Here is a 25,439-nt window from a genome sequence, read left to right as displayed (position 1 = left end):
TTACCATTGCGTTGTGATTGGATAATCACCACATTTCGAGACGCATTATACGATAAGAAGAGATAATCATGGACAGGTTGACTGGCTTCGAGGTGTTCGTGGCAATCGTGGATTCGGGCAGCTTCAGCCGAGCGGCCGAGCGGCTTGCCCTTTCCCCCACCATGGTTTCGACCCATCTGGCCCGGCTTGAGGATAGGCTGGGTACGCGACTGATAAACCGGACCACCCGCCGCTTTGGCCTGACACCCCATGGTCATATGTTTCTGGAGCAGGCGCGCGCCATTCTGGAAGCGGTGGAGCAGGCCGAAAGCCTGGTGCAGATGCGCGACATGGGGCCAAGCGGGCGCGTTGCCCTGGATGCGCCCGGCGCGATCGGATTACGATTCGTCGTGCCCGCGCTGCCGCAATTGCGTGCCCTGCATCCTCGTATTGCCCTGGACCTCAGCGTTGGGGACCGCAGTATGATGTTTCGGCCAGAGGGGTTCGACATGCTCATCCGTGTCGGCGTGCCGGCGGAAGGAAAGGGGGAGGTCATCAATCTTGGGCACACGCGCTTCGTGCAGGTCGCCTCGCCCGATTATCTGGCGCGGCGCGGAGAGCCGGTCACGCCCGATGATCTGCATGATCATGATTGCGTCCTCTATGCGACGGTTGATCGGCCGGTGGGCCAGTGGCGCTTCGTGCGGGGGAAGGAGCGGCGATCGCTCCGCCCCGCCAGCGTCGCGACCTTCAACCATGGGGATGCGATCGCGGCTGCCGCTGTTGCCGGTGTGGGCATAGGGCAGACGCTGGAGATGCTGGTCGCGCCCGAACTGGCGTCGGGCCGCCTGAAGCCGGTGCTGACGGAATGGAACCGGGAAAGCGTGGATGTTCAGCTTTTCATTCCGCAGGACCGCGTGAAGCGCCAGGCCGTCCGCGCCGTCGCGCAATTCCTGCGGGACCAGGTCGACTGGTTGCATGCTTCCTAAGACTGCCGCCTCCGCAGGGCCGCGACGATCAGATCGATGGTCAGCAGTGCCTGGACAGATAATGTCCGCCGCGCAAGGGACGCCACGACCAGTTCCAGCGGTTGCGCGACAGGCAGGCCGTGGACCATTGCATATCGGTCATCCGCGAGGGATTCCGCTGTGATCCATATGGCATCGCTCGCCAGCGTGACCTGGCCTGCGATCTCGAAATTGTCGCAGCTGATCGTCGGCGCGTAGACCGGACTGGCGCCTGTCCCGCCGATGATGGGAAAGGCGGCGATTTCATCCTCATGCACCGTGCGGCCGGCAAGCGGATGGCCACGCCGCACCAATGCACCGAGCCGGATCTGGCCGATTCGACGAAAGCTGAGGTCAGGCCTGTCCTCGACAAGCAAATGCGCCAGAACGGCGAAGTCCAGTTCGCCGTCTTGGAGCAGCGACAGCAATTCCGCCACGTCCCCCAGTTTCGTGCGGACGCGCAGCGCGCCGTGTTCCTGAACGACATGCGACAGCATGTCTTCAAGCATCAGTGCCGCGGCGAGCGGGCCGAAGCCGCAGCGCACCTCCCCGCTCCCATGGTGGGAAAGCAAGGCCATGTTTCGTTCGAGTATCTCCATCTGGCGGAGCAAAGGCGCCGCGTCGGCCAGCAGCGCTTCGCCGGCGCGCGTCGGATGCACCCCGTCGCGTCCGCGGTCGAACAGTCGCACGCCCAGCTCCGCCTCCGCGGCCTGGATGCTCCGCGTCAGAGCCGACTGCGTGAGGCCCAGGCGATCAGCAGCGAGGCGATAATGCCGATCCTGCCCCAATGCGACGATATGGCGAAGCTTGCGGATATCCATGCATGATACTCATCAAAATTGCCATATCAATGAACTGGAAGCCCTTTCCGCGCCAGCGTAAAACTGACGGACAAGGAGAGGAACAATGTCCTATTACGGTCCAGTGCTTGCCGTGACGGCGATCATCCTGTTGACGGAAATCCTGACCGGCCGCCACCGCGGCATCTATCGCCGCGACGACATATTGGTGATCGGGCTATGCGCGCTGCTTAATCCGCTGATCACGCGGTCCCTGGCCGGGCTGCTGATCGCCGGTGCGGCAGCGCTGTTGCTGCCGCAGGGAAAAGGCGCCCTCGCGCATCTACCGCTGCTGCCATCCTATATCGTTCTGTTCCTGCTCGTGGAGTTCGCCTTTTATTGGGGTCACAGATGGGCGCATGAAGGGCAACGACGTCCCGCGCTTCGCTGGCTCTGGAAGATTCACAGGACGCACCACGCCGGCCGGTACATGAATGTGCTCGTGACCCAGCGCGTCAATCTCTTCTGGTCCTTTGTCGTGCCGACCGCCTGGATCACCGGTTTCGCCGTCTATCTGGGGCAGGGGGTTGCGGCCGGGCTCGTCATCCTCACCATTTTCTGGTGGAACCTCATCACCCACAGTCATTTTCGCTGGGATGATGCGATCCGGCGCCATCCCCGTTTCGGCAGCCTGTTTCGCGCGGTGGAACATCTGCTGATCAGCCCCGGCATGCATCACACTCATCACGGCTATGGCAAGGATGGCGCTTCCTACCGCAACTATGCCGTGACTTTCGCCTTTCTCGACTGGATGTTCGGGACGCTCCACATCCCGGAGGGGCGCCCCTGGCGCTATGGCATTCCGGGCGCGCAGCCGCATTGGGCCGAGGAAATTTTCTATCCGCTCGTACGCATCCCCGGCAAGGCGCAGGATGAGGGGAAAGCCCAGCCCCCTGATCCCACGGAAACGGCAGCGGCCTGAGAGACCGTTCACGATTTGGTGCCAAGCTTGCCAAAATAATTTACTGGGTGCATCATGTCTTCGATAAAAGGCCAATATTGATCAATATAGAGAACAATCGTTCGATTATTGGATGATGGCGGAGGACGCTGCCGGCCTACTTGGGAGAAGGATGCGATGCCCCTTGATATCGGCGATTACTTCCTGTCCGCGATCAATCCGGTCGCCAATGTCGACCAGCGCGATCTTGAACGATTGGCGATCCGGCTGTTCGAGCGGCCGGACGTAAAGGCTGCCCGCGATCGCGCGGAAATCATGTGGCGACGCGTCACGGACAGGCTCATGCCCGCCGACCAGATGGCGCTGTTCGATGATCATGTCGCCGATTACTGTTTCAAATGTACGTTGGTCGCTGCGAATACCGATGCCAATTACCCCCGTGTGCTCAGGGTGTATAGCGAGGGTGCCCAATGGCTCGGTCATAAGGTGCCGGGTGCCAAATGGGGAGGAGACAATCCCAACAACGCCTACCGTATCATTCCTGTTGCGGCAGGCGGGCGCTATGAAGTGACGGGGCAACGACAAGTTGACCCCTCGACTTATGTCACGTTCCAGCTTGTCGGCAACAGCACGACGTCGGCCACCCTGGCATCTCTCGAACAACTCGACATGGAAATCGGCGAAGATGGCCGCTATGTCCTGACCCTCGACGATAATCCGGCGGAGGGGCGGCGGAACCATCTTCAGATAGTGCCGGGAACGCTCTATCTTTTTATCCGCGATTCCATGGGCGACTGGGCGCGACAGCATCCCGACGCGCTGCGGGTGCGCCGGCTCGATCCGCCGACCCGCGTGCCGCTGACGGAGGATGAACTGGCGACCAGAGCTATTCGCAACATCCTTTCCGACGTCTTCTACGCCTATTACGCCCAGCGCCTCTTCTTCAACGGGCCGCAGATGATGACGCCGCCCGAGGGCGCTGGATCGGTGGGCGGCCTGGTAACCCAGCAAGGCAGTCTGGGCCATTTCACGCTGCGCGACGATGAAGCGGTGATCATCACCGCCAATGCGGCGGGTGCGACCTATCGTGACATCGTGCTGCATGACCTTTGGTTGCGCAGCCTGCCCAATCGCGACCGCCAGATCAGCCTGACCAATGCCCAGATGGCTCCGGATGCAGATGGACGCTTCACCTATGTGCTCTCCATCGCGGATCCCGGCGTGCATAATTGGCTCGACCCATGCGGTCTTCACGACGTGCTGATCCTGCATCGCTGGCAAGGTTTTCCTGATCCCGACGCGGGATCGCCGGCAATAGAGAGCCGCAAGGTAGCGCTCGCGGGCCTGGTGGATGCCTTGCCGCGCGGCGTTGTCAGGATAACGCCAGAAGAGCGGGCGGCGCAGATCGCGCGCCGACAGGCGGCCTTCGATCGCCGATTTGCCGCCGATTGATCAGCCAGCCGTCTTCATCGTCCAGCCTTATCGCAAGCATCACAAATACGATCAAAATTCATCTACTTGCATGTAATATGCGCAGAGATTAGCTTTGCATTGATCTGGCGGAACATAGGCCAGGCAGGGGACAGAGGCTCGACTGCCGACATCAAAGCCGGGAAAACCGGCGGATGTCCTGTCCGGAGGGGAGGGACGATGCGATTTGCGCGACGCCTGAACATTTTGACGGATTTGATCCGTTTGCGCGGATGCCCTTGGGCTGTGAGCGCATTACCCTCATCACATCGTGACGTGATCAGGCCGTGGGCACCGGTTGTGCCATTGCGTGCATCCTGCCGCTCATCGGGAAGAAGGGTCCCATTCGCCTGCACATAAGACAAAATCATGGGGAGAGAGACGTGATGAAGAAGCAGATATTTTTCGCGAGTGTGGCACTTTCCGCACTGTCCATGCCGTCGCTGGCTTCCGCGCAGGAGCCCGCGCAGCGGCCTGCCGCCGGAGATGCGGACATCGTCGTCACCGCCACCCGGCGTGAGCAGAGGCTCCAGGAAGTCCCGCTGGCGGTTACGGCGCTGAGCGGTGAAACGCTGCGAAGCCGGGGTATCGAAAATCTGAATGATCTCGGCCCCGGCAAGATCGCCGGTCTTACTTCCTATCCCCTCAACGGTACGGAAACCGGCGTGGCGCTTCAGATGCGCGGCTATGGCACGTCCGACGCATCGCAGGGCACGCAGGATAATGCGGTTGCCTTCTACATCGACGGCATCAACATACCTCGCGCCCAGGGCGGCGCTCTCGACCTTATCACACCCGAACGCATCGAAGTGCTGCGCGGTCCGCAGGGGCAGCTGTTCGGCCGCAATGCGGAGGCAGGCGTGGTGCAGATCGTTTCCCGCCGACCAAGCGGCGTGCTGGGAGGGGATTTCCGCGCCGGCATCGGCAATTTCGATGCCTATGAGCTCAAGGGACGGCTCGATCTTCCTGAACTGGCCGGATTCCGTATCCAATTGTCGGGTATGTATCGGAAAAGAGGCGGCTATTTTCAGAACGTAAAGAGCAGCCTTCTGGAAAATATCACGCCTGTTTCAAGTCCATATTCGTCCTTCCATTGGAAGACCGGCGATTATGACAATGATTTTCGTCAGCTCAAGACCTATGGCGGCCGCATAGCGGTTGAGAGGGATTTTGGCGATCTCAACATATTCTATGCCTATGACAATGTCTGGGCAAAGGATGACCAGGCTTTCCCGCAGATCCTGGTATCGCCCAATACCGGCACGATAGAAAATCCCAATGGCGGCATCACTGTTCCGCCAAGCGGTCCCGCCACCATATTCACCACCGACGGCGGACGATATCAGCAATTTCCCCTGGATCTGGATAAATATCCCGACAGCGCGCCCTTTGCGATACCCTCTCTCTACTTCATCACCAAGAATCGCGGACATGTGCTGAACCTGACCTACGGCGCCAGCGATAATCTGACGCTGAAATCAATCACCGGTCTGCGCCGATCCATCAACTATGGCGGCGCGGTCACCTCTCTTGGCACTTCGCCTGTCCAGGCATGGGCCAGCAATTACCTGGATTCCAAGGTTTTCAGCCAGGAACTTCAGGCCATCTACACGACCACAAACTTCAACATCACGGTCGGCGGCATCTATTTCCACGAAGACGTGCGGGATGAACGGGATTCCGGTTTCTCGACCAACTGCCCGGCGGGCATACCCGGCGCACCCTGCACCCCCGGCGGCGGCCCCAGCCGCGCGCCCTATTATAGCCCGTTCGCGCCCAATGGGGGCTTTATCCGCCAGTTCTCCAAGACGAACGCCTATGCGGCCTATGGTCAGGCAAGCTGGACTCCCCCGGTTCTGGAGGAGCGGCTGGAGCTCACCGCAGGCCTTCGCTACAGCGACGACACCAAGAGGGCCCGGCGCGATATCTTCAACGGCGTCATCCTGCCGACCGAGCTTCGCAACGAGGCGAAGGAAAAGCGCGTCGATCCGGCATTTACGGCCAAGCTCAAGTTGACCGAGGACATAAACACCTATGTTCGTTATGCTTCGGGCTTCCGTGACGGCGGCGCCAACGTCCGGTCGCAGACATTCACCGCCTATGACACCGAAGTGCTGAAGTCCTGGGAAGTTGGCATCAAGTCGCAATGGTTCGACCGGCGCGTCACGCTCAACATCGCGGCGTTCAAATACAAGGTCGATGACCAGCAACAGTCCATTCAGACCAGCCCCGCCACCAATCCCAGCATATCGGACACGTTCAATGTTTCGGTTCCTTACAAGGCAAAGGGCCTGGAGGTCGAGTTGAGCGCCAGGATCGTGCCCGGCCTCACCATATCGGGCAACTATACCTATGTGGACAGCAACAAGCGTTTGATCGGTATCGATCCGAGGACGCTGACAACGTTCAAGCCCAATGGGACGTCCATTCTGGCATCCGGCCCATGCACGGCGGCGCCGGCGGGCAATTGCGCGGGTGCATTGGTTGTATCGCCCGCGGACATCGCCGCCCATCCCGGCGCGTCCTTCCTTCAGTTGCTGGGTGTAGGCGCGGCGAAACATGCCGGTTCCGTCTCCGTGGACTTCAGCCGGCCGCTGGATCCGGGCGTCTTCAACATCCACTTCGACTGGACGCGCAGTTCCAACATGACCTGCTGCGCGCCCTACAGGTTGCTGACGGTGGTCAACTCGACCGGCACTGCGGCTTCGCCAGCACCACGCTACAATCCCGGCGTGTTCACGAACCGTATCAACATGCGCGCGGGCATTTCCGAAATCCCGCTCGCCAACGGGGTGAAGGGCGAACTGGCCTTCTGGGTCAAGAACCTGCTGAACCATGTCGATCTGGGCCAGCTGTTCCCGGCGGGTAACGGGCTCACCGCGTCGCAGCCCTATCCGCAGGCGGCGACATATCTGCAACCACCCCGGACGATGGGCGGCGAATTCCGCATCCAGTTCTGAAATCTCGGGGGAACGGCGGTCTGCCGTTCCCCTATTCTCGCGCTGATATATCTCAGTCGATCGGCATGATATCCAACGCAGTGGGCCGGGATCCGTCGGCGGAGTCATATGGTGAGGAAGCCATGTCTGTACGGTTGCGGACGAACGCACGATAATGACTTGCACTCATGCCGGCATGTTGGCGGAATACCTGTTGGAAGGATTTGAGATCATTATATCCGATCAGTGTTGCGATCTGCGACACGGGTCGATTGGTGTCGCGTAGCTGCGATTGCGCGCTGCGCATGCGGACTAGCCGCAAATAGTTGCTCGGCGTCATGCCGAGTCTGGAGCGGAACCGACGGATCAGGGTCTGCGGGCTGACCGCCAGATGCGCGGCAAGCGCACCGATATGCAGCCCGCGGGACGCTCGTTCGGAAAGCCATAATTGCGCCGCAGCCACCAGTGGATCGTCCGACAGACCGGGCCGATCCGACTCCATGCCCATCGCATCCGCCAGCGTGCCAGCCATGTTTGGTGATAGCAGCCGGCCGATCTGACGCGTGAGCAGGCTCATTTCATGCGCCATGCCGCGTGCCATCACGATGCGATCGACTTCTGCAATCGGTTCGCTCGTGTTGACGCGCACATGCGGATAGCGCCGACGAAATTCGGCGGCGGCGCCTCTCGTCACCGGAACAGGGCCGCTTCCAACCAACCCTGCCTCGACCAGCAACTCTATGCCCCGCCCCGTCGCGGAGAGATGCGCGCCACCTGCATATTGGCTGCGAAGCCAGTCCATGACCGGCTGGAGCTTGGCGAGATGATCCGGCGTCGTTTCTTCCGAACAATAGAAGTCAGGCACATGGATGTAGAGATGGGGTAATGCGTCCAACCCATCTTCCACTTGCAGCAGCCCCCCTCCCAAGACCTGAACAGGCATTGGACTTGGTCCCAGCAATTTAGCACGTGTGTGCATGCCGATATCATCACGTGTCCGAAACTGATCCGCGACGCGAAGTCGCATTTGCCCGAACAGATCAAGGAACAGACCGATGCTGGCGAGGCATGCGCCGTCAAATCCGATCACTGCAACATCGCGGGCCATGAGGGATGATAATTTAACCCCCCCATGATGTCAAAATCACCCCTGACGCCAGAGCGTGGAGCATCGCATGATGCATGTATATAGAAGCGGCTGCACAGGTAGCTGTCGGGAGAGTTTGGCATGATCCGGCAAATGACCGGGCGCGCAACGGGCGCGCCTGAGACGGTATTCTCTTATCTTCCATTCAGCGCGCGGTCGGGTCGGGAAGGGGCCTGATCCATGCCGGAACCCACCGAATTCTATGCTCGCCTGAGAGGGCGTTCGGCCATGGTCACGGGCGCGGGTACACAGGGCGACGGGGTCGGGACCGGGCGCGCCATCGCCATGCTCCTCGCGGCGGAGGGCGCGCATGTGGCGCTGATCGACCGCGACAGGGACAGTGTCGAGGAAACGCGTCGTCGCATCGTTGCGGCCGGCGGCAAGGCGTTCACTCTGACAGGCGACGTCGCCGTCAATGCTGATTGCCGTCATTTCGTGGAACAGACCGTCGCCGAAACGGGGCGGCTGGATATATTGGTCAACAATGTCGGCATTTCCGATCCCGTCGCGCTGGATGCTGTGGATGAGAGCGCCTGGACGCGCGTCATCGACGTAAATCTCAAAAGCGCGATGCTGATGATCCGTCATGCCGTGCCCGCCATGAAGGACACAGGTGGGGGATCGATCATCAACATTTCCTCGATCGCCGGGATGCGCGCCCATGGTTCGATAGCCTATGGTCCATCGAAGGCGGCCATGGCGCAACTTTCCGCGGAGATCGCGGTCTTGCACGGCCGCGACGGCATTCGCGCCAACACGGTCGCGCCAGGCCACATCATGACCCCGCACGCGATGCATGTGTTGCCGCAAGGGCTGCGCGCGCTGCGTCGTGCCATAGCGCCGCTCGGCATCGAGGGGGACGCCTGGGACGTCGCCCGGGCCGTCGCTTTCCTTGCCAGCGAGGATGCGCGCTTCATCACCGGGATTCTGCTGCCCGTGGACGGCGGCGTGACCCAGATCGGACCCATCTCCGCCCATTTCCTGGCCGAAGCCGAACTGGCGACGGCGAACCATGAGACTGAAGGACAGCATCAATGAACCAGCTGGATGAAAAGCAGAAATCGGGCGTGGATTTCATAACGGGCGTCATGGGCGATCGCTTTGGCGGCGCCTTCAACGAAGCAGCGACGTCGAACCGTTTCGGATCGGATATCACGCGCATGGCGGCGGCCTGGGCGTTTCACGACGCGTGGCGGCATGAAGGCATTACCCGCAAGGAAAAGAGCATCGCCGTCATTTCCGCGCTGATTGCCTCGCGCCAGGCGCTGGAACTGAAAAATCATGTGAAGATCGGTCTGGCCAACGGCCTGACGGTGGAGGAGCTGGAAGGGCTGCTGGTGCAATTGACGCCCTATGTGGGGTTTCCATGCATTGCCTCTGCCCAGACGGCGGTGATCACCGCCATGCGAGAGGCGAATATATTGCCAGAGGATGTGCCGACATCGGAAGAGCGGGGTCTGCTGTGATGAGGCAGCGATCGGGAGCCGCCTATGCCGGGCCGGTTTCACGACGAGAGTGAACATCGATACTACAGGGGAGGTTATCATGAAAATTTCGAGTTTCTGGATGTCGTCTTGCGCCTGTCTGCTTGCGACGGTGCCATCATTTGCATCGGCTCAGGCCGTACCCGAACAGGAACCGCAACATGCGCAGTCCGCTTTTTCGAGCGACGATATCGTCGTGACCGCGCGGCGGCGTGAGGAAAGGTTGCAGGATGTGCCGCTTTCGGTCAGCGCGGTGTCCGGCGCCGCGCTTGAACGCGCCAATATCGCAAATGTCGCCGGCCTGAGCCGCGTAGTTCCCAGTCTGGTGTCCGTCCCTGGCCAGGGAGGCAGCCGGTCGCTGCCGAGTTTCGCGATCCGCGGCCTCAGCCAGCAGGAACTCACCCTGCTCGCGGACCAGTCGGTTTCCACCTATATGGGCGATATCGTGCTCGCCCGTACGCAGGGGGTCAATGGCGCCCTCTTCGATATCGGATCGGTGGAAGTGCTGCGGGGGCCGCAGGGCACGCTGTTCGGCCGCAACACGACCGGCGGCGCGATCATTATCCGGCCGAACCGCCCGACCGACAATTTCGAAGGCCGCGTGGGCGTCACTTACGGCAATCTGGACAGCTTCATCGTGGAAGGCATGCTGAACGTACCATTGTCGCCCAATATATTGGTGCGCGTCGCCGGGCAGCGCCAGCGGGACGATGGCTTCGTCTATGACGAGATATTGGGACGCAACGTCAACGACACCGCTCAGGAGGGCGCGCGGGCATCCGTGTTGATGAAGAATGACAGCGGCGTTGAATCGCTGACCGTCTATAATTATTTCCATGAAGATGACGGCGGCACGGCGAGCTTCATTGCCAAGGTCCGGCCCACCGGGTCACTGAACGGCGCTGCTGTCCGCGCGGCGCGCGGCTATCGTCCGCTCGAGCAGTTGCTGGCTGAGCAGCAGGCGCGCGGACCCTATCGGATCGCCAATGGATCAAACACCTTCACCAAGGTGGAAACGCACGACATCGCGAACACCACGACCATTCCGCTCAACGACATGCTGACGGTCAAGAACATCGTCGGTTATCGCCACGTCAAAGACAATATCTTCGACGACATGGACGGCACGATGAATTCGCTGCACCCGCAGCAGCGTATAGACCGGACCTCTCAGTTTTCGGAGGAGCTGCAGCTGCTGGGCGAAACCGGGAATTTCAACTGGATCACGGGCCTTTATTATTTCTGGGAAAAGGGCCGAAACCAGGGCCTTTCCACCGTAGGCAGCGTCGATCCGGGACTGGTCGAACCGCAGGATATCTTCGGTTACCCCAAGGCCGCCTTCAGCAATACCGACGTGGCCGCCCGCAACCGCAGCTACGCTGCGTTCGCGCAAGGCACCTACCGCTTCACCGACAGCCTCAGCCTGACGGCCGGCCTGCGCTACAATCGCGACAAGCGGGAAGCCACGATCCGCAACCGCACGGCCACGGCATGTCGTTTCACCCGTGACCTGGACAATAATCCGGCGACGCCGGAAACCGCAGTGCCGCTTTCCCAGTGCGAACTGAACGTGAGCGACAGCTTCTCCGAAGTGACCTATAATCTCAGCCTGGAATATAAGGTCGCGCAGGACAAGTTGATCTATCTCGCGCATCGGCATGGCTACCGCACTGGCGGCTTTGGCGCACGCGCCTCGACCGAGGCCGGCCTGCGCCGGACTTTCCGGCCGGAAACCGTGGACGATGTCGAATTGGGCGTGAAGGCCGACTGGCGCATGGGCGACATGTTCCTGCGTACCAATCTGGCCGCCTATTACGCCAAGTATAACGATATCCAGCGGCTGCTGTCCGACCCGACGGTCCTGCCGCCCACCACAGTCACCACCAATGCGGGCAAGGCGCGCATCTGGGGTGTCGAGGCGGACATATTGTTCCGTCCGGTTTCGATGCTGGAGTTGTCGGCCAATTATGCCTATACCAACGCGAAGTTCACCGAATTCATCTATCCTGACGGCAGCGATCACAGCAACGATCCCTTCGCCCGTGCTCCTCGCAATGTCTATACGCTGGGGGCGCGGCTGATTGCGCCGCTGGACAGTTCCCAGGGGGACGCGTCCGTCGGCATCAGCTATTATCATACTGACGATTATATCGGTAACGACACGTACGTACCCGGCTATACGGATGCCGATGGCTATAATCTGGTGAATCTCGACGCAAGCTGGAACCGGGTGATGGGGTCAGGCTTCGACCTCGCGCTTTATGTCAACAATCTGACAAAGACGAAGTACGAGTTCCTGCTTATCAACCTCGACAGCTTGGGTTACACCAGTCACACGCCCGGTCTACCCAGGACTTATGGGGTGACACTGCGTTACCATTTCTGACACGGGAGGCGGCTGTCATGCATCGTTCCCGATCAGCGGAACGGATGCGGGCAGCCCCACTCACCGACTTTGATAGGAAGACCGACATGGCCGACATGATTACTTCCAGCTCTCCGGATACGCAGCCCATGCGTGAGCTGAAAACCGCCAATCATCTGCTGGGGGATCGTGCCGCACTTGATGCCGCTTGGGAAAGGGATGGCTACTGGTTCTTCCGCGATGTGCTGGACAAGGGTGCCGTCGGCCGGTTGCGCGCGGTCTATCTCGACGTCCTGCGCGATCTGGGCGTGGTCGACCCCGATCGCGACGATGCAGCCGTGTATAATGGCGCGCCGCTCGACAATTTCCCGATCCGTAATGACGGGACGCCGGCGACCGATCCGCTGCTCGCGCGCTATCCACGGGATCAGTTCGTCGCTGAACCCGCGATCCGCGCCTTTTTTGAGGAATTGTTCGGTGAAGAGGTCTTCTGGGTGCCCAACACCGAATATCACGCTTTGCCTCCCGGCACAGGCCGTCCCGGCTCGCGCTTCAATTTCGTCCATTGCGACGGACCCAATAACAAGGGGTTGCCGCTGAAGATCTGCTGGATGCCGCTCGCCCCCATCGATGAGGAAACCGGCGGTCTGGCAGTGGCGGAGGGTCTGCATCGGCCGCGGATGAATGATTTTCCCCGGCCCCCGCAGGGCATAGGCGATGATGTGATCCCGACCGATGCCTGGCGCCGCGCCCTTTACCAGCCCGGCGATCTGCTGGTTTTCAGTCTGGAAACGCCGCATAGCGGGCTGGCCAATCGGTCGGATCGCTTTTTCCGCCTGTCGATGGACATTCGCGGCATGCCGAAATCGGGCAATATCCCCACTGTGGGCACGATAGCTGCGCTCGATTCCTGCGCCATCACCGTTGAAACGCAAACGGGCGAGCAGCGCGTCTTCCGCATCGATGAGGACAGTTTCTGCCGGATCGCCCGTGGCAGGCTGACCGGCATGCCATTGACGCTGGAGGAAATTCCCCAGCTGATGAAGATCGGTGATCCCGTCTATGTGGCATCCGACCATGGCACCGCCATGTTTGTTCGCCCGCAGCACTGATTGGCCGGCCTACGGGCTTGTGATGCATTGCCAGCCCTGCGGGAAAGCCATTGCCGGAATGGGATCAATCCTCTCTACCTGAGCCTGAACCGGCGACAGGCAGGGAAAGAAGCGCATGGAGGTGATGGCAAGCGATCCTTTGGCGGCGGGCACCAAGGAAGATGCGATCGCACCGTCCGCCGCGCCGCAGAAGCGGGACAGTTCGACCTCTGACGCGTGCTCTCGCATTCTGGAGGCCGCAGCGCATCTGTTCCGGCGCGACGGATTTTCCGGCACATCGATGGACGCCATCGCTGCCTTGGCGCGCATGTCGAAACGGACCCTTTATGCCAACTTTCCGGACAAGCGCGCCGTGCTGCAGGCGGTGCTTGAGCAGTTCATTGCCGGCCGCTTCGCCATGATCGAGAGGATCGGTCGCACGGCCGGGAACAATGAGGCGATATTGACCAGCATGGTCGGCAGTCTCAATGCGATGGCGACGGATGAGGATGCGTTGACCATGTACCGGCTTCTTCTGGCCGAAGCCGCGAACCTGTCGACCCTTGTCCTTGCTGCACATCGGAACAGCCTGGCGCAGGCAGAGGCGCTGTTGCGCCAGCCGCTGCTCAATTGCGGCGTGCGCGATCCGGACATGACCGCGCGCGTCCTCTATGATCTCGCCGTGCTGGCACCGATGCATCGCCGGCTGGTGGGTTCGGGCAATCTGCACATGGACGTGGCCGCCATGACCCGGATGGTTCTTCAGGGCATGAAGGGGATGTGAGACAGACCCTCGCGCAAATTGTCCACCGCCGGGCGCGCCTGTCGCTGGCGCCTGATGCATCGCCGATCTCGGGCGCTGGATGGGCGAACATGGTCGGGAAACTATATAAGGAGGAGGCTGCATGAACGAACCCTGGTTGCCGCTCGTCGCGGAGGATGTCACCGCGCAATGGCTGAGCGATGCGTTGGCGCTGGGCTATCCCGGGACGCGGGTGGAGCAGCTCGACGTCAACGAAATTCTGTGGGGCACCGGCACCAAGATGATGGTGACCGCCACCTACAATGACGCGGGCAAGGCGCATGGCCTTCCTCCGGCGCTGTGCATCAAGGCGGGCCTTGCCGAGCATCGGGAACTGGTGAAATTCTGCTATCAGACGGAGGCGCGCTTTTTCGCTGAGTTGGCGCCGCGCTTGACGCTGGGATTGCCCAAAATCCTCTACGCAGTGGCGAACGCCGACCAGGGAATGGTGGTCATGGAGGATCTGAGGCCGGCAGGTGCCCATATCTGCCGCGTCCAGCAGCCGCTGACCCGTGATCAGGCGGCATCGTTCCTTGACGATATGGCGGCATTGCACGCCCGCTGGTGGGACAGTCCGGCGCTGGAGGATGATGGCGAACTGGGCTGGCTGATGCGTCATGATCCCTTGCCGGATGAAGCTTGGGGAGATTTTGGCCGTGGCCAGCTCCAGCCAGAGACATGGGCGCATTATATGGGACTGCCCCGGTCGCTGGGAATTCCGGCGGCGTGCCGTGATCGGGAGAAGGTCCATGCCGCGCTGTTGGAACTGCGGCGCTTCGGCGACCAGGGGCCGCGTTGCGTCATTCATGGCGACGCGCATCTGGGCAATATGTATCTCACCCGCGAACATAAACCGGGCTTTCTTGATTGGCAGACCACCCGTCGGGGTCACTGGGCGCATGATGTGACCTATTTCTACATCTCCGCGCTGGACCCCCTGGATCGACGGGCATGGGAAAGGGATCTGGTGGCGGGCTATCTTGCCGCGCTTGGCCGCTACGGCGTCCCCAATCCGCCGTCGGAGGAGGAGGCCTGGCGCGCCATCCGCGCCCATATCGTCTATGGCCTGTTTTACTGGATGGTGAATCCCGTCGAATGGCAGGCGGAGGAGAACAACGCCGCCACCGCCCCACGCTTCGGCTGGGCCGCGGTCGACCATGCCGCCCCGCCAGTGGGTCCGCTATAGAGCGATTTCCAAGCGATCGGAACCGATCGCTGATCAAGAACCCGCTTTGGAACATGGGAGTTCAGTCCGGTTGCGGACTGAACTCCTGCAGGTCAGGACGGATCCTGCGACTTCACGAACCGGTTCTGGATCGACCCGAACAGATAGTCGCGGTTCGCCTGTTCGTCGAATGCATCCAGCGTCCAACCGCCGGGATGGATGCTGGTGCGGATCGCTTCCGGTTCAGGGATCAGCGCCACTTCATCGCCCTGGATGTAGAAGTCCCTTCCGCTGACATGCGCCGCGGCATCGGTGCACAGCCACACAACCAGCGCCGCGACATGGGCGGGCAGGGCGGTCATGCGCGGCTGAGCCATCGGCTTGTTCCACAGCAGCGGAATGCCGAGTCGCGCTGATTCGGCAATGGTCTGATCGATTTCGGGCGTATGCGTGCCCGTCAGGTGCGACACCGGCCGGATCAGGTTCGCGCGAATGCCGTATTCGCCCAGATCGCGCGCAATGGTGCGGGTAAAGCCCAGAAGCCCCTCCTTGGCCGCGGAATAATTGGCCATGCCCCAATGGCCAAAGCCCGACGGCGAGCCGGTATTGACGATCACGCCGGACCGCTGCGCGATCATATGGGCCGCCGCGACCCGGCAGGTGTAGAAGCTGGACGTCAGGCTGACGTCCATGCAGAGATTCCAGTCCTGGTCCGTCATCCGGTCGATCCGGGCCGGGCGGACGATCCCGGCATTGTTGACGAGAATGTCTATCCGGCCGAAGGCGTCGAGCGCCGCCTGCACCGCCGCCTCCCCGCCTTCGCGAGTCGCGACGCTGGAACATTGGCCCACCGCGTCGCCGCCGGCGTCGCGGATCTCCTGCGCCACGGCCTCGGCGAGCGATGCGTCGCCCTTCTCCGTGCCGTAGGGGCCGCCACCCAGATCGTTCACCACCACCTTCGCGCCCTGCTCCGCCAGCAGCATCGCTTCGGCCCGGCCGATATTGCGGCCTGCACCAGTGACGACGGCGACTTTGCCCTTCAGTCTCTCCATATTCCTGCTCCCGTTGAATGTGCCGGAAGATTAGCCGCTCGCTTCCTCGGACCCTAATCACCGACGTGATGATTGCGCCCCGCGCGCTTCCCGATGAAGCCCGGATTCGTCACAAGATCAGCGGCAAGGGAGCGCCTCTATGATCCTTACATGTGCCCCAAATTTCCGCGATCTCGGCGGGCAACCAGCCGCAGAGGGCAGGCGGGTTCGTCATGGCCGGCTGTACCGTTCCGAAGCCATACCGACGCTCGCGCCGCAGGAGGCGGAAAGGCTCGCCACGCTGGGCATCCGGACCGTGTGCGACCTGCGGAGCGAAGCCGAAAGGACGCATGCGGCTGGCCATTGGCCCAGCAGCAGCGCGACGGTGTTGCCGATGGATGTCGTCGCTGATTTCCGCGCCGATGCCGATCCGCTGGCCGCCATGCGCGAAAATCCGGGGGAGGCGGGCGCCGTCGCCCTGATGATCGATACCTATGAGGCATTGCCGGCCGCTTGCGCTCCGCATCTCGCCCTGCTGTTCGATCGCCTCGCCCAGGGGGAGACGCCCCTGCTGGTCCATTGCACGGCGGGCAAGGACCGCACCGGCTTTGTCGTTGCGATGCTGCTGCACGCGCTCGGCGTGCCGGAAGACGCGATCATGGCGGACTATCTGCGCAGCGGCGACTGCCCCAATCCGGCTGTCGTGGCGGCAACGCGCCGGATCATGAAGGCGGCACTGGGCAAGGAGGTTCAGGAAAGTGCGTTGATCGCGCTGGCCGGGGTGCGGCCCTCCTATCTTGCGGCAAGTCACGCCCGGATCAGTCGGGATCATGGGTCTGTCGCCCATTATCTGCGCGAGGCGGCGGGCTTGAATGAAGAAAGGCAGGCGCGGCTGATCGCGACCCTGACCGAGTGAGGAGATGAGAGGGTGAAAGCAATCGTCATCAACCGTCATGGCGGGCCGGAAGTCCTGGAACCTGCCGATCTGCCGGTGCCGCAGCCCCAACCGGGACAGGTGCTGGTGCGCATCGCGGCGGCGGCCGTCAATCCGGCGGATGGAAAATGGCGGAGCGGCATGTTCAAGGATTTCGCGCCCGTCGGCTTTCCTCATATTCTGGGTTACGACATTGCGGGCGAAGTCGTGGGCGGAAAGGGTTTTGCACCCGGCGATCGCGTCTTCGGTATGCTCGATCCCTTTCTGAAGGGCGGCTATGCCGAGCAGGTGGCTGTCGCCGCCGACCATCTCGCCCTGGTGCCGGATGCACTCGACCTGCCCACCGCCGCTGCAATCCCAACCGCTGGCCTTACCGGCTTGCAGATGGTCGAGAGGGGCTTGAACCTCCAAGCAGGACAGAGAGTTCTGCTGACCGGGGCGCTGGGCTCTGTCGGCCGTTTTGCCCTGTTCGCGGCGAAGGAGCGTGGCGCGGACGTGATCGCTGCCGTCCGTCCGGCCCATGTGAAGCAAGTCCGCGCTTTGGGCGCTGACGACGTCATCGTGCTGGGGGAAGAGGATTGGACCGGCGCGCCCTTCGATCATGTCATAGACACGGTCGGTGGCGCGGCGGTCGGTGCGCTCTGCCGACATCTGAAAGCCGGCGGCCGCGTCCTGACCGCCGCCACGACGCCGATCCCTACCGATGAATTGTCCGTCGCACCCGAATTTTTCGCCGTGCAGCCCGATGGGGCGGATGCCGCCCGTCTGGCCGCCGCCGTTGCGACAGGCAGGATTGCCGTACCCATCGCCCGGATTTTGCCGCTCGATCAGGCGACGGAAGCGCATCGGCTGGTGGAAGCGGGCGGATTGAACGGCAAAATCATTCTCACGACCTGAAAATCCGGCGGGTGCTGCCGGTCGTCAGCGCGGGATCACCCCTCTGCCAGTGCCGCCAGCGCCGCCGCTTTTTGCGCGAGCGCGCCGCGCATATCCTCGCCCACGGGCAGGCGCAAAGGCAGCGCGTCGCTTTCCAGCGCCGACAAAATCGCCTCCGCGACTTTTTCAGGCGGGCTCGCCGCCTGAGCATAGTAGCCGTCGAGCACGGCTTTGCCTTGTCCGGACAGCATTTCATAATCGGCCAGGCGGACCTTCGCCTCGCGGGTGCCGTGGCTGATGAAGCGGGTGGCGATCGCGCCCGGTTCGACCAGCATGGCGCGGATGCCGAAAGCCGCGACCTCCAGCGCCAGCGTCTCGGTCAAGCCTTCCAGCGCAAATTTGCTGGCGCAATAAGCGCCAAGCCCCGGCGTACCAATCAGACCGCAGCCCGAAGATATCTGGATGATAACGCCCGATCGACGGGACCGAAAATGCGGTAGCAGCGCCTGGGTCAGCGCCCATGGTCCGAAGAAATTGACCTCGAAGAGACCGCGCGCCTCCTCCAGGTCGACTTCTTCAACGGCACCGAACAGGCTTTGGCCGGCATTGTTGACCAATATGTCCACGGGGCCGGCCGCCAGCGCTTCCTTCGCAAGCCTTGCGACCTGCACGGCATCGCCCATGTCAGCGACGATAGCGGTGGTCCGGCCCGCGCCCGAACTCTCAAATGCGGTCAACGCGTCCCGGTTGCGGGCGACGCCGATCACATGGTCGCCCCGCGCCAGTACAGCTTTGGCCAGGGCTGCGCCGATACCGCTCGAAATGCCCGTGATCAACCAGCGTTTCATGCCCGTCTCCTTGATCGTCCGTATCGTGTGGCGCGCATGCGGCGCTGCCCGGCAGCGGGATGGCCTGCCTCCCCTGAGCAGTCTTCGCTCCGTTGTCGTCCGGCGTTCCATAAATAGCCGCGATCGGCAATTGTGGGGGCGAGACGCGGCCGCAAGACAGCATATTCGTGATGTCCGCCCTGGCGGCCAATGCGCCGATGCTCCTTCACGCTTCAATCCCCCGCAGGAACAGGGCGACCACGCCGTTCACCCATTGCCGGCGGAAAGCGGCATCCGCAAAGTCGTCGGTCAACAGAAATCGCAGTCCGCCATTGGCAAGGTTGATGAAATGCTGCGCCAATCGCGCGGGATCGTCGATTCTGTATCCTGCCTCGCGCAGAGTGTGGAGATATTCGGTAATCGGCGCCACCGTATCGGCGATATGGCCGTGCAGCCGCCGGGCGATATCAGGGAAGCTGTCCTTTGCCGCGATGGCCAGCCGAAGCACGGCGATCCGCTCCGCGTCCGCCACCTCGCTGGTGATGCGTAGGGCAAAATCCGTCAGCACATCGACGGGCCGTCGTCCCTCGGTCGCGATAATCCGTACATCGCTGCGCATGGATGCGACGCTGTGGAGCGCGACGGCTTCGAACAAGGCGGCCTTGTTGCCGAACCGGGCATAGATGGTCGCCTTGCTGACACGGGCGGCGACGGCGATATGATCCATGCTCGCACCTGCATAGCCGCGCAGCAGAAAGGCGCGGGCGGCCGCATCGATCAGTTCAGCCTCGCGCAGGGGCGCATCCGCATTGGTGGGCCTGCCTCGGCGTGGCTTCTCGATGGCATTTTGCGGCACGCTTGCTCCGGAATAATAAAACTGTACCGTTTATTTCTAATCGGTGCGATTCGTACGCGCAAGACCAGTTGAGGAGAGGAAAAGATGAAGCGCGTCATTCTTTTGCGCGGTCCGCGGTCGACCATGGCGGCATCCCCGTCCGAATGGGCTGAGGCGCAACCTTGGGCCGGAATGGCCGAGCGGATCGTGGTTCATGTGGGGCAGCATACCCCAAGTGAGGAAGGCGGTCCGCCATCGCCGCCGGTTTATGATGCGGTGATCGAACTTTGGACCGACGCCGCCTTCGATGCGGACAGCCTGCGTTCGGATTGGGAACAGGTGGAAGTGCGTTCGTCGACGCAGGTCGTCGGCAAGGCCGCGACGGAAGCTCCGGCAGTCGGCGTCACGCCGGGCCTTTCGCAGCTTTCCTTCATCCGCGCCCTTGCCGATTTGTCGCGGCAGGAGGTGGAACGGCACTGGGACGAGCATATTCCGCTCGCCTGCGAGATCCATGTCGGCATGAACCGCTATGTGCAGGATCGCCTGTCGCCGGCTGATCCGTGGTTCGGCATGGCGCACCTTCATTTCCCCAGCGAAGCCGCGTTGCGCGGCGGCCTGTTCAGGACGCCGGAGGATATTGCCGTGATCGGGGCTGATGTCGCCGAATTCGTCAGCGATTACGCGACCATGCTCGCCATAGAGCATGTCGTTAAAGCATAGGAGAGACAGAAATGGACCTTGGACTGGCAGGGAAGCGCGCGCTGGTAACGGGCAGCAGTTCGGGAATCGGCGCGGGGATAGCGCGCATGCTGTCGGCGGAAGGCTGCACCGTCGTGGTGCATGGCCGCGATGCCGGAAAGGCGCAGTCGGTAGCGGACTCCATTGGCGGCGACACCCGGGTGGCTGTCGGCGATCTCTCCACCAATGCGGGTGCGGACGCGGTTGTCGAGACCGGGGGGGAGATCGACATTCTGGTCAATAATGCGGGAGGTGCCGTGGGGACATCGGCCATGCATTGGACGGAGGTGGATGAGGCAGGCTGGGAGGGCACCTACCAGCTTAACGCCATTGCCGCGGCGCGCATGATCCGTCGCCTTCTGCCGGGGATGCAGGCGAGGGGATGGGGTCGCATCATCAACGTCGCCAGCGCGGCAGCCACGCAGCCCATAGCGCTTGGCCCGGATTATGGCGCGGCAAAGGCTGCCATGCTGAACATGACGGTCAGCCTGGCGAAATCGCTGGGCCCTTGCGGCGTCACGGCGAACAGCGTCAGCCCCGGCATGATCCTTACTCCAGCGGTCGAGGCCTGGCTCGGCAATCTCAAGCGCAACATGGGCTGGGGCGACATATCGCTGGAGGAAGCGGAAGCCCGCGCCGCGCGCGAGTTGACGCCCATACCCGTCGGCCGCATCGGCCGGGTGGAGGAAATCGCGCATGTGGTCTGCATGATCGCCAGCCCGAACGCGGGTTATATGACCGGGGCCAATGTGCGGATGGACGGCGGGCAGGTGCAGAGCGTGAATTGAGCCTGGCGGCCATTTCATCGAATAGCCGATCTTTCGTCCTCGCGCTGGCGCCCTTCGGGCGAATGGATAGGATCGAACCCGCTGCCGCCATGGATGATGGCCCGTTCGCGCGGAACGAGTGCGGGGCGAATGAGAGCTGAGGAAGAGGATGAGCATGACCGATTTGCGTTTCGACGGCCGCGTGGCGATCATCACCGGCGCAGGCAATGGCCTGGGCAAGGATTATGCGCTGGAACTTGCCCGGCGCGGTGCGAAGGTCGTCATCAACGATCTGGGAGGCAGCGGATCGGGGCAGGGGCAATCGCATAATGCCGCGGACCTGGTCGTTCAGGAAATCCGCGACCAGGGCGGGGAAGCCGTCGCCAATTATGACAGCGTATCGACCCGTCAGGGGGGGGCGGCCATTGTCCAGGCCGCTCTGGACGCGTTCGGCAAGGTCGACATCTGCATCAACAATGCCGGGTTCCTGCGCAATGGCCGTTTCGAGGATCTGACCGACGAGCAGATCGACGCCATCATCGACGTGCATCTGAAGGGCGCCATCTATGTGGCCCAGCCGGCCTATCGCGCGATGCGCCAGAACGGCTATGGACGCTTCCTTTTCACCGGTTCCGCCTCGGCGATGTTCGGCCATGCCTGGCAGGCCAACTACGCCGCGGCAAAGGGTGGCCTGATGGGTCTCAGCCATATCGTCGCGATAGAGGGTTCGGCCTATGGCATCACGTCGAACCTCCTGCTGCCTACCGCCCAATCCCGGCTGGCAGCGGAAATGGATGCCGGTTTCATGGAAATACCGGCCTTTGCCGACGCGGTTAAGGGCGCTGACTATGCCGCCAGCCAGGGCCGCATCGAAGTGCCGTTCAATACGCCTCTTGCCGTGTATCTCGTCAGCGAAAAATGCACCTCTACCCACGGCATCTATTCGCAGAACAGCGGCCGCTACGCAAAGGTCCGCATCTGCGCTGCTGACGGCTGGGTCGCGCCCTTGGGAACCACCCCCCCCAGCGTTGAAGATATTGCAGCGCATTGGGACAGCATCACGGACGGCGCGATCGCTCATGAACCGTTGACCGTCTATGATGAATTCACCGCCGTCGCCAAGGCGGCGCGTCGCCAGGGCCTGATCTGACCCGCTTTTGACGCGCCCCGCAGGGCGCGTCATTCGCCTTGTTCAAATGTTGGAGGGCGCGCGCGCGACGAGCGCGCGTCTTTTGCTATCAGGGTATTTTGCGCCATTCGCCAACCAGCATGTCAGCGGTGGATGGCGGGGCGGCTCAGGGCCAGCACAGATCCAGGCGCAGGACGCCGTTCACTAACCCCGTGGCCAGAACGGGCTTCGTTCCCGGCTTGATCCGGAAGTCCGGGACGCGGCTCAACCATTCCTGAAGGAAGATGCGGATTTCCCGTCGCGCCAATACCGCCCCGGGGCAGGCATGGGCGCCATTTCCGAACGCCGCATGCACCGGCTTTTCCCGGTTGAAATCAACGACCAACGGATTTTCGTTGATGCGGTCGTCCAGGCCCACCCAAAGATTGCCAGGCAATATTCGATCACCGGCGTGGAACTCCACGCCTTTATAATCAAAATTCTCGGCGATCACGCGGCATGTATTGGCAAGGCCATGCCGGCGAATCATCTCTTCTATGGCATGCTTGACGAAATCCTCGTCATCCAGCCTCTGGACCAATTGCTTGCGGTGTCCCGGATTCATCGCAAGGAAACGCGCAATGAAACCGATCATGCCTGCTACAGTGTCGAGCCCGCCGAACAATACCAATGTCGCATAGCTGACGGCCTCATCCTCCGAAATCCGCCCATCGCCAACATTGACATTGACCAGCTTGCTCAGCAGATCCTCGCCCGGATTGTCGCGGCGGGCACGGATCTTGTCCAGCAGATATCCGCCCATTTCCTGCTGCGCCCGCAGCCTTATCTCGGCCGTGTGACCGCGCACCGAACGTTCCGCAATCGGCAAAAGCTGATGTTTGTCGGATAATGGCAGCTCGACCAGTTCCAGGAACACGTGGATCGGCAAAACCTTGGCGAAATCCTCGATAAATTCGCATTCGCCCTGCGGCAGGACGCGCTCTATCGCTTGCACCGCCACGTCGCGCACCGTGCTTTCCAGTTCTGAAACAACTGCCGGCATCAATGACTGCATCAGGGGGCGGCGGTATCGGGCGTGTTCCGGTGGGTCCATCTCCAACGGAATCTGACGCGGCGTACCCTCCGGCATGGGAGGCAGGACGATATGCTTGTGCGAAAAATGATGATAGTCGCGCTGCATCGCGACGATGTCGTCACCCCGCGTCGCAACCCAGTGACCGCCATTATAGGGCGTCCAGAAAATATCGGGGTTGGCCTGCTGCACCGCTGCATAAGCGGCTTGAACGTCCTCGGCCGAACCAGGGACGTCGTAGATGTTGAAATCGCGTACCAATTCGGGCGGCACATGGTCCGGGCGCGGAGCCAACTCGATTTCGGGCATGATTGTCACGTCAGCGCTCATAGTCGTCCTCTCTGAAACTGTTTCGACCCTGCGGACGAGCGGAGCAAGAACATGCCCGTGGGCAGATAAGGATTTCACACATGCGATGGAATTCGCCGTCCATTAACGTCCACTGCCCTTCAATCCTCCGGCGCTATCGCAACCCGCAGGCCGTCCAGTTCGCTCGTGAGCGGGATCTGGCATGACAGCCGTGAATATTCATCGCGATGGTCTGAACTGTCGAGGAGGTCGCTCTCATCCTCGCTGATGGGGGGCAGAAGGCCGGCAAAGGCGGGATCGACCTTCACATGGCAGGTGGCGCAGGAACAGCAGCCGCCGCACAGCGCCAACATTTCATCGACGCCGGCGTCCCGGATTGCCTCCATCAGGGAAAGCCCCGTAGCGGCGGCAATTTCCCGTTCCGTGCCATCGCGCGTCGTTACGATCAGATTTGGCATGATAATTCCTTTGGGACGAAGTTCAGTCGCCGAAGCGGACATGGAGATGCCTGGGCACACGCATCATGGTGCCGCGTATTTCCGGTCGCGGCTTGTCGGGATCGAAGTGCAGATTGGGTAGATTATCGAGCACCGCATGGAGCGCGCGGGTCATCTCCACGCGCGCAAGATGCTGTCCCACGCATATATGCGGCCCGCGGGAAAAGGAAAAATGCGCCTTGCGTTCGCGAAATATGTCGAACCTGTCCGGGTCGGGGAATATTGCAGGGTCGCGATTGGCCGCGCCAGCCACCACGTCGAGCAACGACCCGGCCGGGATTTCCATGCCGCCCAGAACGACGTCCTGCTTCGCCATGCGGAGCTGAACAGCCACGGGACCGTCCCAGCGCAGCGCTTCCTCGATTGCGAAAGGAATGAGTTTGCGATCCGTCCGGATAGCGTCGAGCTGGTCGGGATGTTCCAGCAGCGCGGTCAGCAGCACGCTGGTGCCGCGATAGGTCGTGTCGCCCGCCGCGTTCATCAGCTGCCGCAGGAAGGAAATCAGCACCAGAGGCGGCAGATAATCGCCATCCACTTCGGTATTGGCGAGCAGACTGACGAGATCCTCACCGGGATTGCGCCGCCGTTCCTCAACCAGGGCGGTGAAATATTCCCCCAGCTTGCGTGACGCCTCCTGCGCCTTGTCGATGTGCATGTAATCGGTCTGGCCGATCGCCAGGCGCTGGAAGGTCCGGACGTCGGACGCCGGCAGATCCAGTTGCCGGTAGATCACCTCGAAAGGATAGAGCAGCGTGAATTGTTCGACCAGATCGGCGCGACCCTTGCCCACGAACTTGTCCATCAACTTGTGGACAACGGGGTCCACGATGGTTTCGCCCCATAATTTCACATATTGAGGCAGAAAGATCTTCTGGAAGATTTTGCGCCAGCGGCCATGTTCGGGGTTATCCATGACGCTGATGCTGCCATGGCCGAAGGTTTCGCCGATGTTGAACTTGTAGCCATGGTTGGAGAAGCGATCCGTGTCGGTGAGAACGGTCAATATCTCGTCGGAACCGACAATGGTGAACATCTTGCGATCGGGATAGGTGGCGGACTGCAGACCCATTTTAGGGCGGTAATCGCCCTCCAGCACCGGCGCCTGTGCGCGCCATTGCGCGATCTGGGGATAGGGATCGAGCATATCTCCGAAATTGATGTCGTCCGCACTGAACGGATCATAGCTCGGATCGTCATATTCCTGGATTCTGACGGCGGCTTCCATGATTGGAATC

General features: G+C 61.7%; 23 protein-coding genes. 15 read left to right on the top strand and 8 right to left on the bottom strand.

Going from position 1 to position 25,439, the window contains the following annotated elements:
- Positions 1-68: 68 nt before the first annotated feature.
- The gene (locus MRBLSP13_RS01140; protein ID WP_363736153.1) at positions 69-968 is read left to right on the top strand and encodes a LysR family transcriptional regulator; all 900 of its coding nucleotides are present in this window, start codon (positions 69-71) and stop codon (positions 966-968) included.
- Here the strand turns inward: MRBLSP13_RS01140 and MRBLSP13_RS01135 are convergent.
- Positions 965-1,807, bottom strand: a complete 843-nt coding sequence (locus MRBLSP13_RS01135; protein ID WP_363736152.1) for a LysR family transcriptional regulator — start codon at positions 1,805-1,807, stop codon at positions 965-967. The two genes, MRBLSP13_RS01140 and MRBLSP13_RS01135, sit on opposite strands and share 4 nt — an antisense overlap.
- An 85-nt stretch (positions 1,808-1,892) precedes the next feature.
- Between MRBLSP13_RS01135 and MRBLSP13_RS01130 the strand changes: the two genes are divergently transcribed.
- From MRBLSP13_RS01130 to MRBLSP13_RS01120, 3 genes are all read left to right on the top strand, one after another.
- Positions 1,893-2,747, top strand: coding sequence for a sterol desaturase family protein (locus MRBLSP13_RS01130; protein ID WP_363752154.1), 855 nt, complete (start codon positions 1,893-1,895; stop codon positions 2,745-2,747).
- A 156-nt stretch (positions 2,748-2,903) separates the two neighbouring features.
- On the top strand, positions 2,904-4,178 hold the full coding sequence (locus MRBLSP13_RS01125) for a hypothetical protein (RefSeq protein WP_363752152.1): 1,275 nt from the start codon (positions 2,904-2,906) through the stop codon (positions 4,176-4,178).
- Between the two features lie 404 nt (positions 4,179-4,582).
- On the top strand, positions 4,583-7,156 hold the full coding sequence (locus MRBLSP13_RS01120) for a TonB-dependent receptor (RefSeq protein ID WP_363736149.1): 2,574 nt from the start codon (positions 4,583-4,585) through the stop codon (positions 7,154-7,156).
- Between the two features lie 52 nt (positions 7,157-7,208).
- Here the strand turns inward: MRBLSP13_RS01120 and MRBLSP13_RS01115 are convergent, their stop codons facing one another.
- Positions 7,209-8,078 (bottom strand): helix-turn-helix domain-containing protein, encoded by an 870-nt coding sequence (locus MRBLSP13_RS01115; protein WP_363752150.1) that lies wholly within the window; start codon positions 8,076-8,078, stop codon positions 7,209-7,211.
- A 384-nt stretch (positions 8,079-8,462) separates the two neighbouring features.
- On the opposite strand from MRBLSP13_RS01115, the gene MRBLSP13_RS01110 reads away from it, so the two are divergent.
- From MRBLSP13_RS01110 to MRBLSP13_RS01085, 6 genes are all read left to right on the top strand, one after another.
- Positions 8,463-9,320: an SDR family NAD(P)-dependent oxidoreductase gene (locus tag MRBLSP13_RS01110; RefSeq protein ID WP_363736147.1), complete on the top strand. Its 858-nt coding sequence runs from the start codon at positions 8,463-8,465 to the stop codon at positions 9,318-9,320.
- The gene (locus tag MRBLSP13_RS01105; RefSeq protein ID WP_363736146.1) at positions 9,317-9,748 is read left to right on the top strand and encodes a carboxymuconolactone decarboxylase family protein; all 432 of its coding nucleotides are present in this window, start codon (positions 9,317-9,319) and stop codon (positions 9,746-9,748) included. The genes MRBLSP13_RS01110 and MRBLSP13_RS01105 overlap by 4 nt, the downstream gene beginning before the upstream one ends.
- A 79-nt stretch (positions 9,749-9,827) precedes the next feature.
- Positions 9,828-12,152, top strand: coding sequence for a TonB-dependent receptor (locus MRBLSP13_RS01100; RefSeq protein WP_363736145.1), 2,325 nt, complete (start codon positions 9,828-9,830; stop codon positions 12,150-12,152).
- 128 nt (positions 12,153-12,280) lie between these two features.
- On the top strand, positions 12,281-13,243 hold the full coding sequence (locus tag MRBLSP13_RS01095) for a phytanoyl-CoA dioxygenase family protein (RefSeq protein WP_363752148.1): 963 nt from the start codon (positions 12,281-12,283) through the stop codon (positions 13,241-13,243).
- 115 nt (positions 13,244-13,358) lie between these two features.
- Positions 13,359-14,006 (top strand): TetR/AcrR family transcriptional regulator, encoded by a 648-nt coding sequence (locus tag MRBLSP13_RS01090; protein WP_363736143.1) that lies wholly within the window; start codon positions 13,359-13,361, stop codon positions 14,004-14,006.
- A gap of 121 nt (positions 14,007-14,127) precedes the next feature.
- Positions 14,128-15,210: a phosphotransferase family protein gene (locus MRBLSP13_RS01085; RefSeq protein ID WP_363736142.1), complete on the top strand. Its 1,083-nt coding sequence runs from the start codon at positions 14,128-14,130 to the stop codon at positions 15,208-15,210.
- Between the two features lie 92 nt (positions 15,211-15,302).
- Here the strand turns inward: MRBLSP13_RS01085 and MRBLSP13_RS01080 are convergent, their stop codons facing one another.
- Entirely contained in the window at positions 15,303-16,241 is a 939-nt protein-coding gene (locus MRBLSP13_RS01080; protein ID WP_363736141.1) for an SDR family NAD(P)-dependent oxidoreductase, read from the bottom strand.
- Positions 16,242-16,380: 139 nt separating this feature from the next.
- Between MRBLSP13_RS01080 and MRBLSP13_RS01075 the strand changes: the two genes are divergently transcribed.
- Together MRBLSP13_RS01075 and MRBLSP13_RS01070 are read left to right on the top strand one after the other, a co-directional pair.
- On the top strand, positions 16,381-17,136 hold the full coding sequence (locus MRBLSP13_RS01075; RefSeq protein WP_363752146.1) for a tyrosine-protein phosphatase: 756 nt from the start codon (positions 16,381-16,383) through the stop codon (positions 17,134-17,136).
- 12 nt (positions 17,137-17,148) lie between these two features.
- A complete protein-coding gene (locus tag MRBLSP13_RS01070; RefSeq protein WP_363752144.1) occupies positions 17,149-18,051 on the top strand; it encodes an NADP-dependent oxidoreductase in 903 nt (300 codons plus the stop codon).
- 35 nt (positions 18,052-18,086) lie between these two features.
- On the opposite strand, the gene MRBLSP13_RS01065 is transcribed toward MRBLSP13_RS01070, so the two are convergent.
- Positions 18,087-18,878 (bottom strand): SDR family oxidoreductase, encoded by a 792-nt coding sequence (locus MRBLSP13_RS01065; protein ID WP_363752141.1) that lies wholly within the window; start codon positions 18,876-18,878, stop codon positions 18,087-18,089.
- A 205-nt stretch (positions 18,879-19,083) separates the two neighbouring features.
- Positions 19,084-19,713 carry a TetR/AcrR family transcriptional regulator gene (locus MRBLSP13_RS01060; protein WP_363752139.1) on the bottom strand — a complete coding sequence of 210 codons (630 nt, stop codon included), beginning with the start codon at positions 19,711-19,713 and terminating at the stop codon, positions 19,084-19,086.
- Positions 19,714-19,797: 84 nt separating this feature from the next.
- On the opposite strand from MRBLSP13_RS01060, the gene MRBLSP13_RS01055 reads away from it, so the two are divergent.
- The 3 genes from MRBLSP13_RS01055 to MRBLSP13_RS01045 all read left to right on the top strand — a co-directional run bounded on the left by MRBLSP13_RS01055 (position 19,798) and on the right by MRBLSP13_RS01045 (position 22,347).
- Positions 19,798-20,412: an EthD family reductase gene (locus MRBLSP13_RS01055; protein ID WP_363752137.1), complete on the top strand. Its 615-nt coding sequence runs from the start codon at positions 19,798-19,800 to the stop codon at positions 20,410-20,412.
- 11 nt (positions 20,413-20,423) lie between these two features.
- Positions 20,424-21,218: an SDR family NAD(P)-dependent oxidoreductase gene (locus tag MRBLSP13_RS01050; protein ID WP_363752135.1), complete on the top strand. Its 795-nt coding sequence runs from the start codon at positions 20,424-20,426 to the stop codon at positions 21,216-21,218.
- Positions 21,219-21,372: 154 nt separating this feature from the next.
- On the top strand, positions 21,373-22,347 hold the full coding sequence (locus tag MRBLSP13_RS01045; RefSeq protein WP_363736132.1) for an SDR family NAD(P)-dependent oxidoreductase: 975 nt from the start codon (positions 21,373-21,375) through the stop codon (positions 22,345-22,347).
- A gap of 145 nt (positions 22,348-22,492) precedes the next feature.
- On the opposite strand, the gene MRBLSP13_RS01040 is transcribed toward MRBLSP13_RS01045, so the two are convergent.
- The 3 genes from MRBLSP13_RS01040 to MRBLSP13_RS01030 form a co-directional block, all read right to left on the bottom strand.
- Positions 22,493-23,728, bottom strand: a complete 1,236-nt coding sequence (locus tag MRBLSP13_RS01040) for a cytochrome P450 (protein WP_363736131.1) — start codon at positions 23,726-23,728, stop codon at positions 22,493-22,495.
- A gap of 119 nt (positions 23,729-23,847) precedes the next feature.
- Positions 23,848-24,165: a 2Fe-2S iron-sulfur cluster-binding protein gene (locus tag MRBLSP13_RS01035; protein ID WP_363736130.1), complete on the bottom strand. Its 318-nt coding sequence runs from the start codon at positions 24,163-24,165 to the stop codon at positions 23,848-23,850.
- A 22-nt stretch (positions 24,166-24,187) separates the two neighbouring features.
- Positions 24,188-25,429 (bottom strand): cytochrome P450, encoded by a 1,242-nt coding sequence (locus MRBLSP13_RS01030; protein ID WP_363736128.1) that lies wholly within the window; start codon positions 25,427-25,429, stop codon positions 24,188-24,190.
- Positions 25,430-25,439 lie beyond the last annotated feature (10 nt).

Origin of the sequence: Sphingobium sp. LSP13-1-1.1 (genome assembly GCF_040676415.1) — a bacterium.
Lineage (GTDB): Bacteria > Pseudomonadota > Alphaproteobacteria > Sphingomonadales > Sphingomonadaceae > Sphingobium.
The sequence above is the reverse complement of the archived record's forward strand: the minus strand, read 5'-3'. Positions and strand labels throughout refer to the sequence as shown.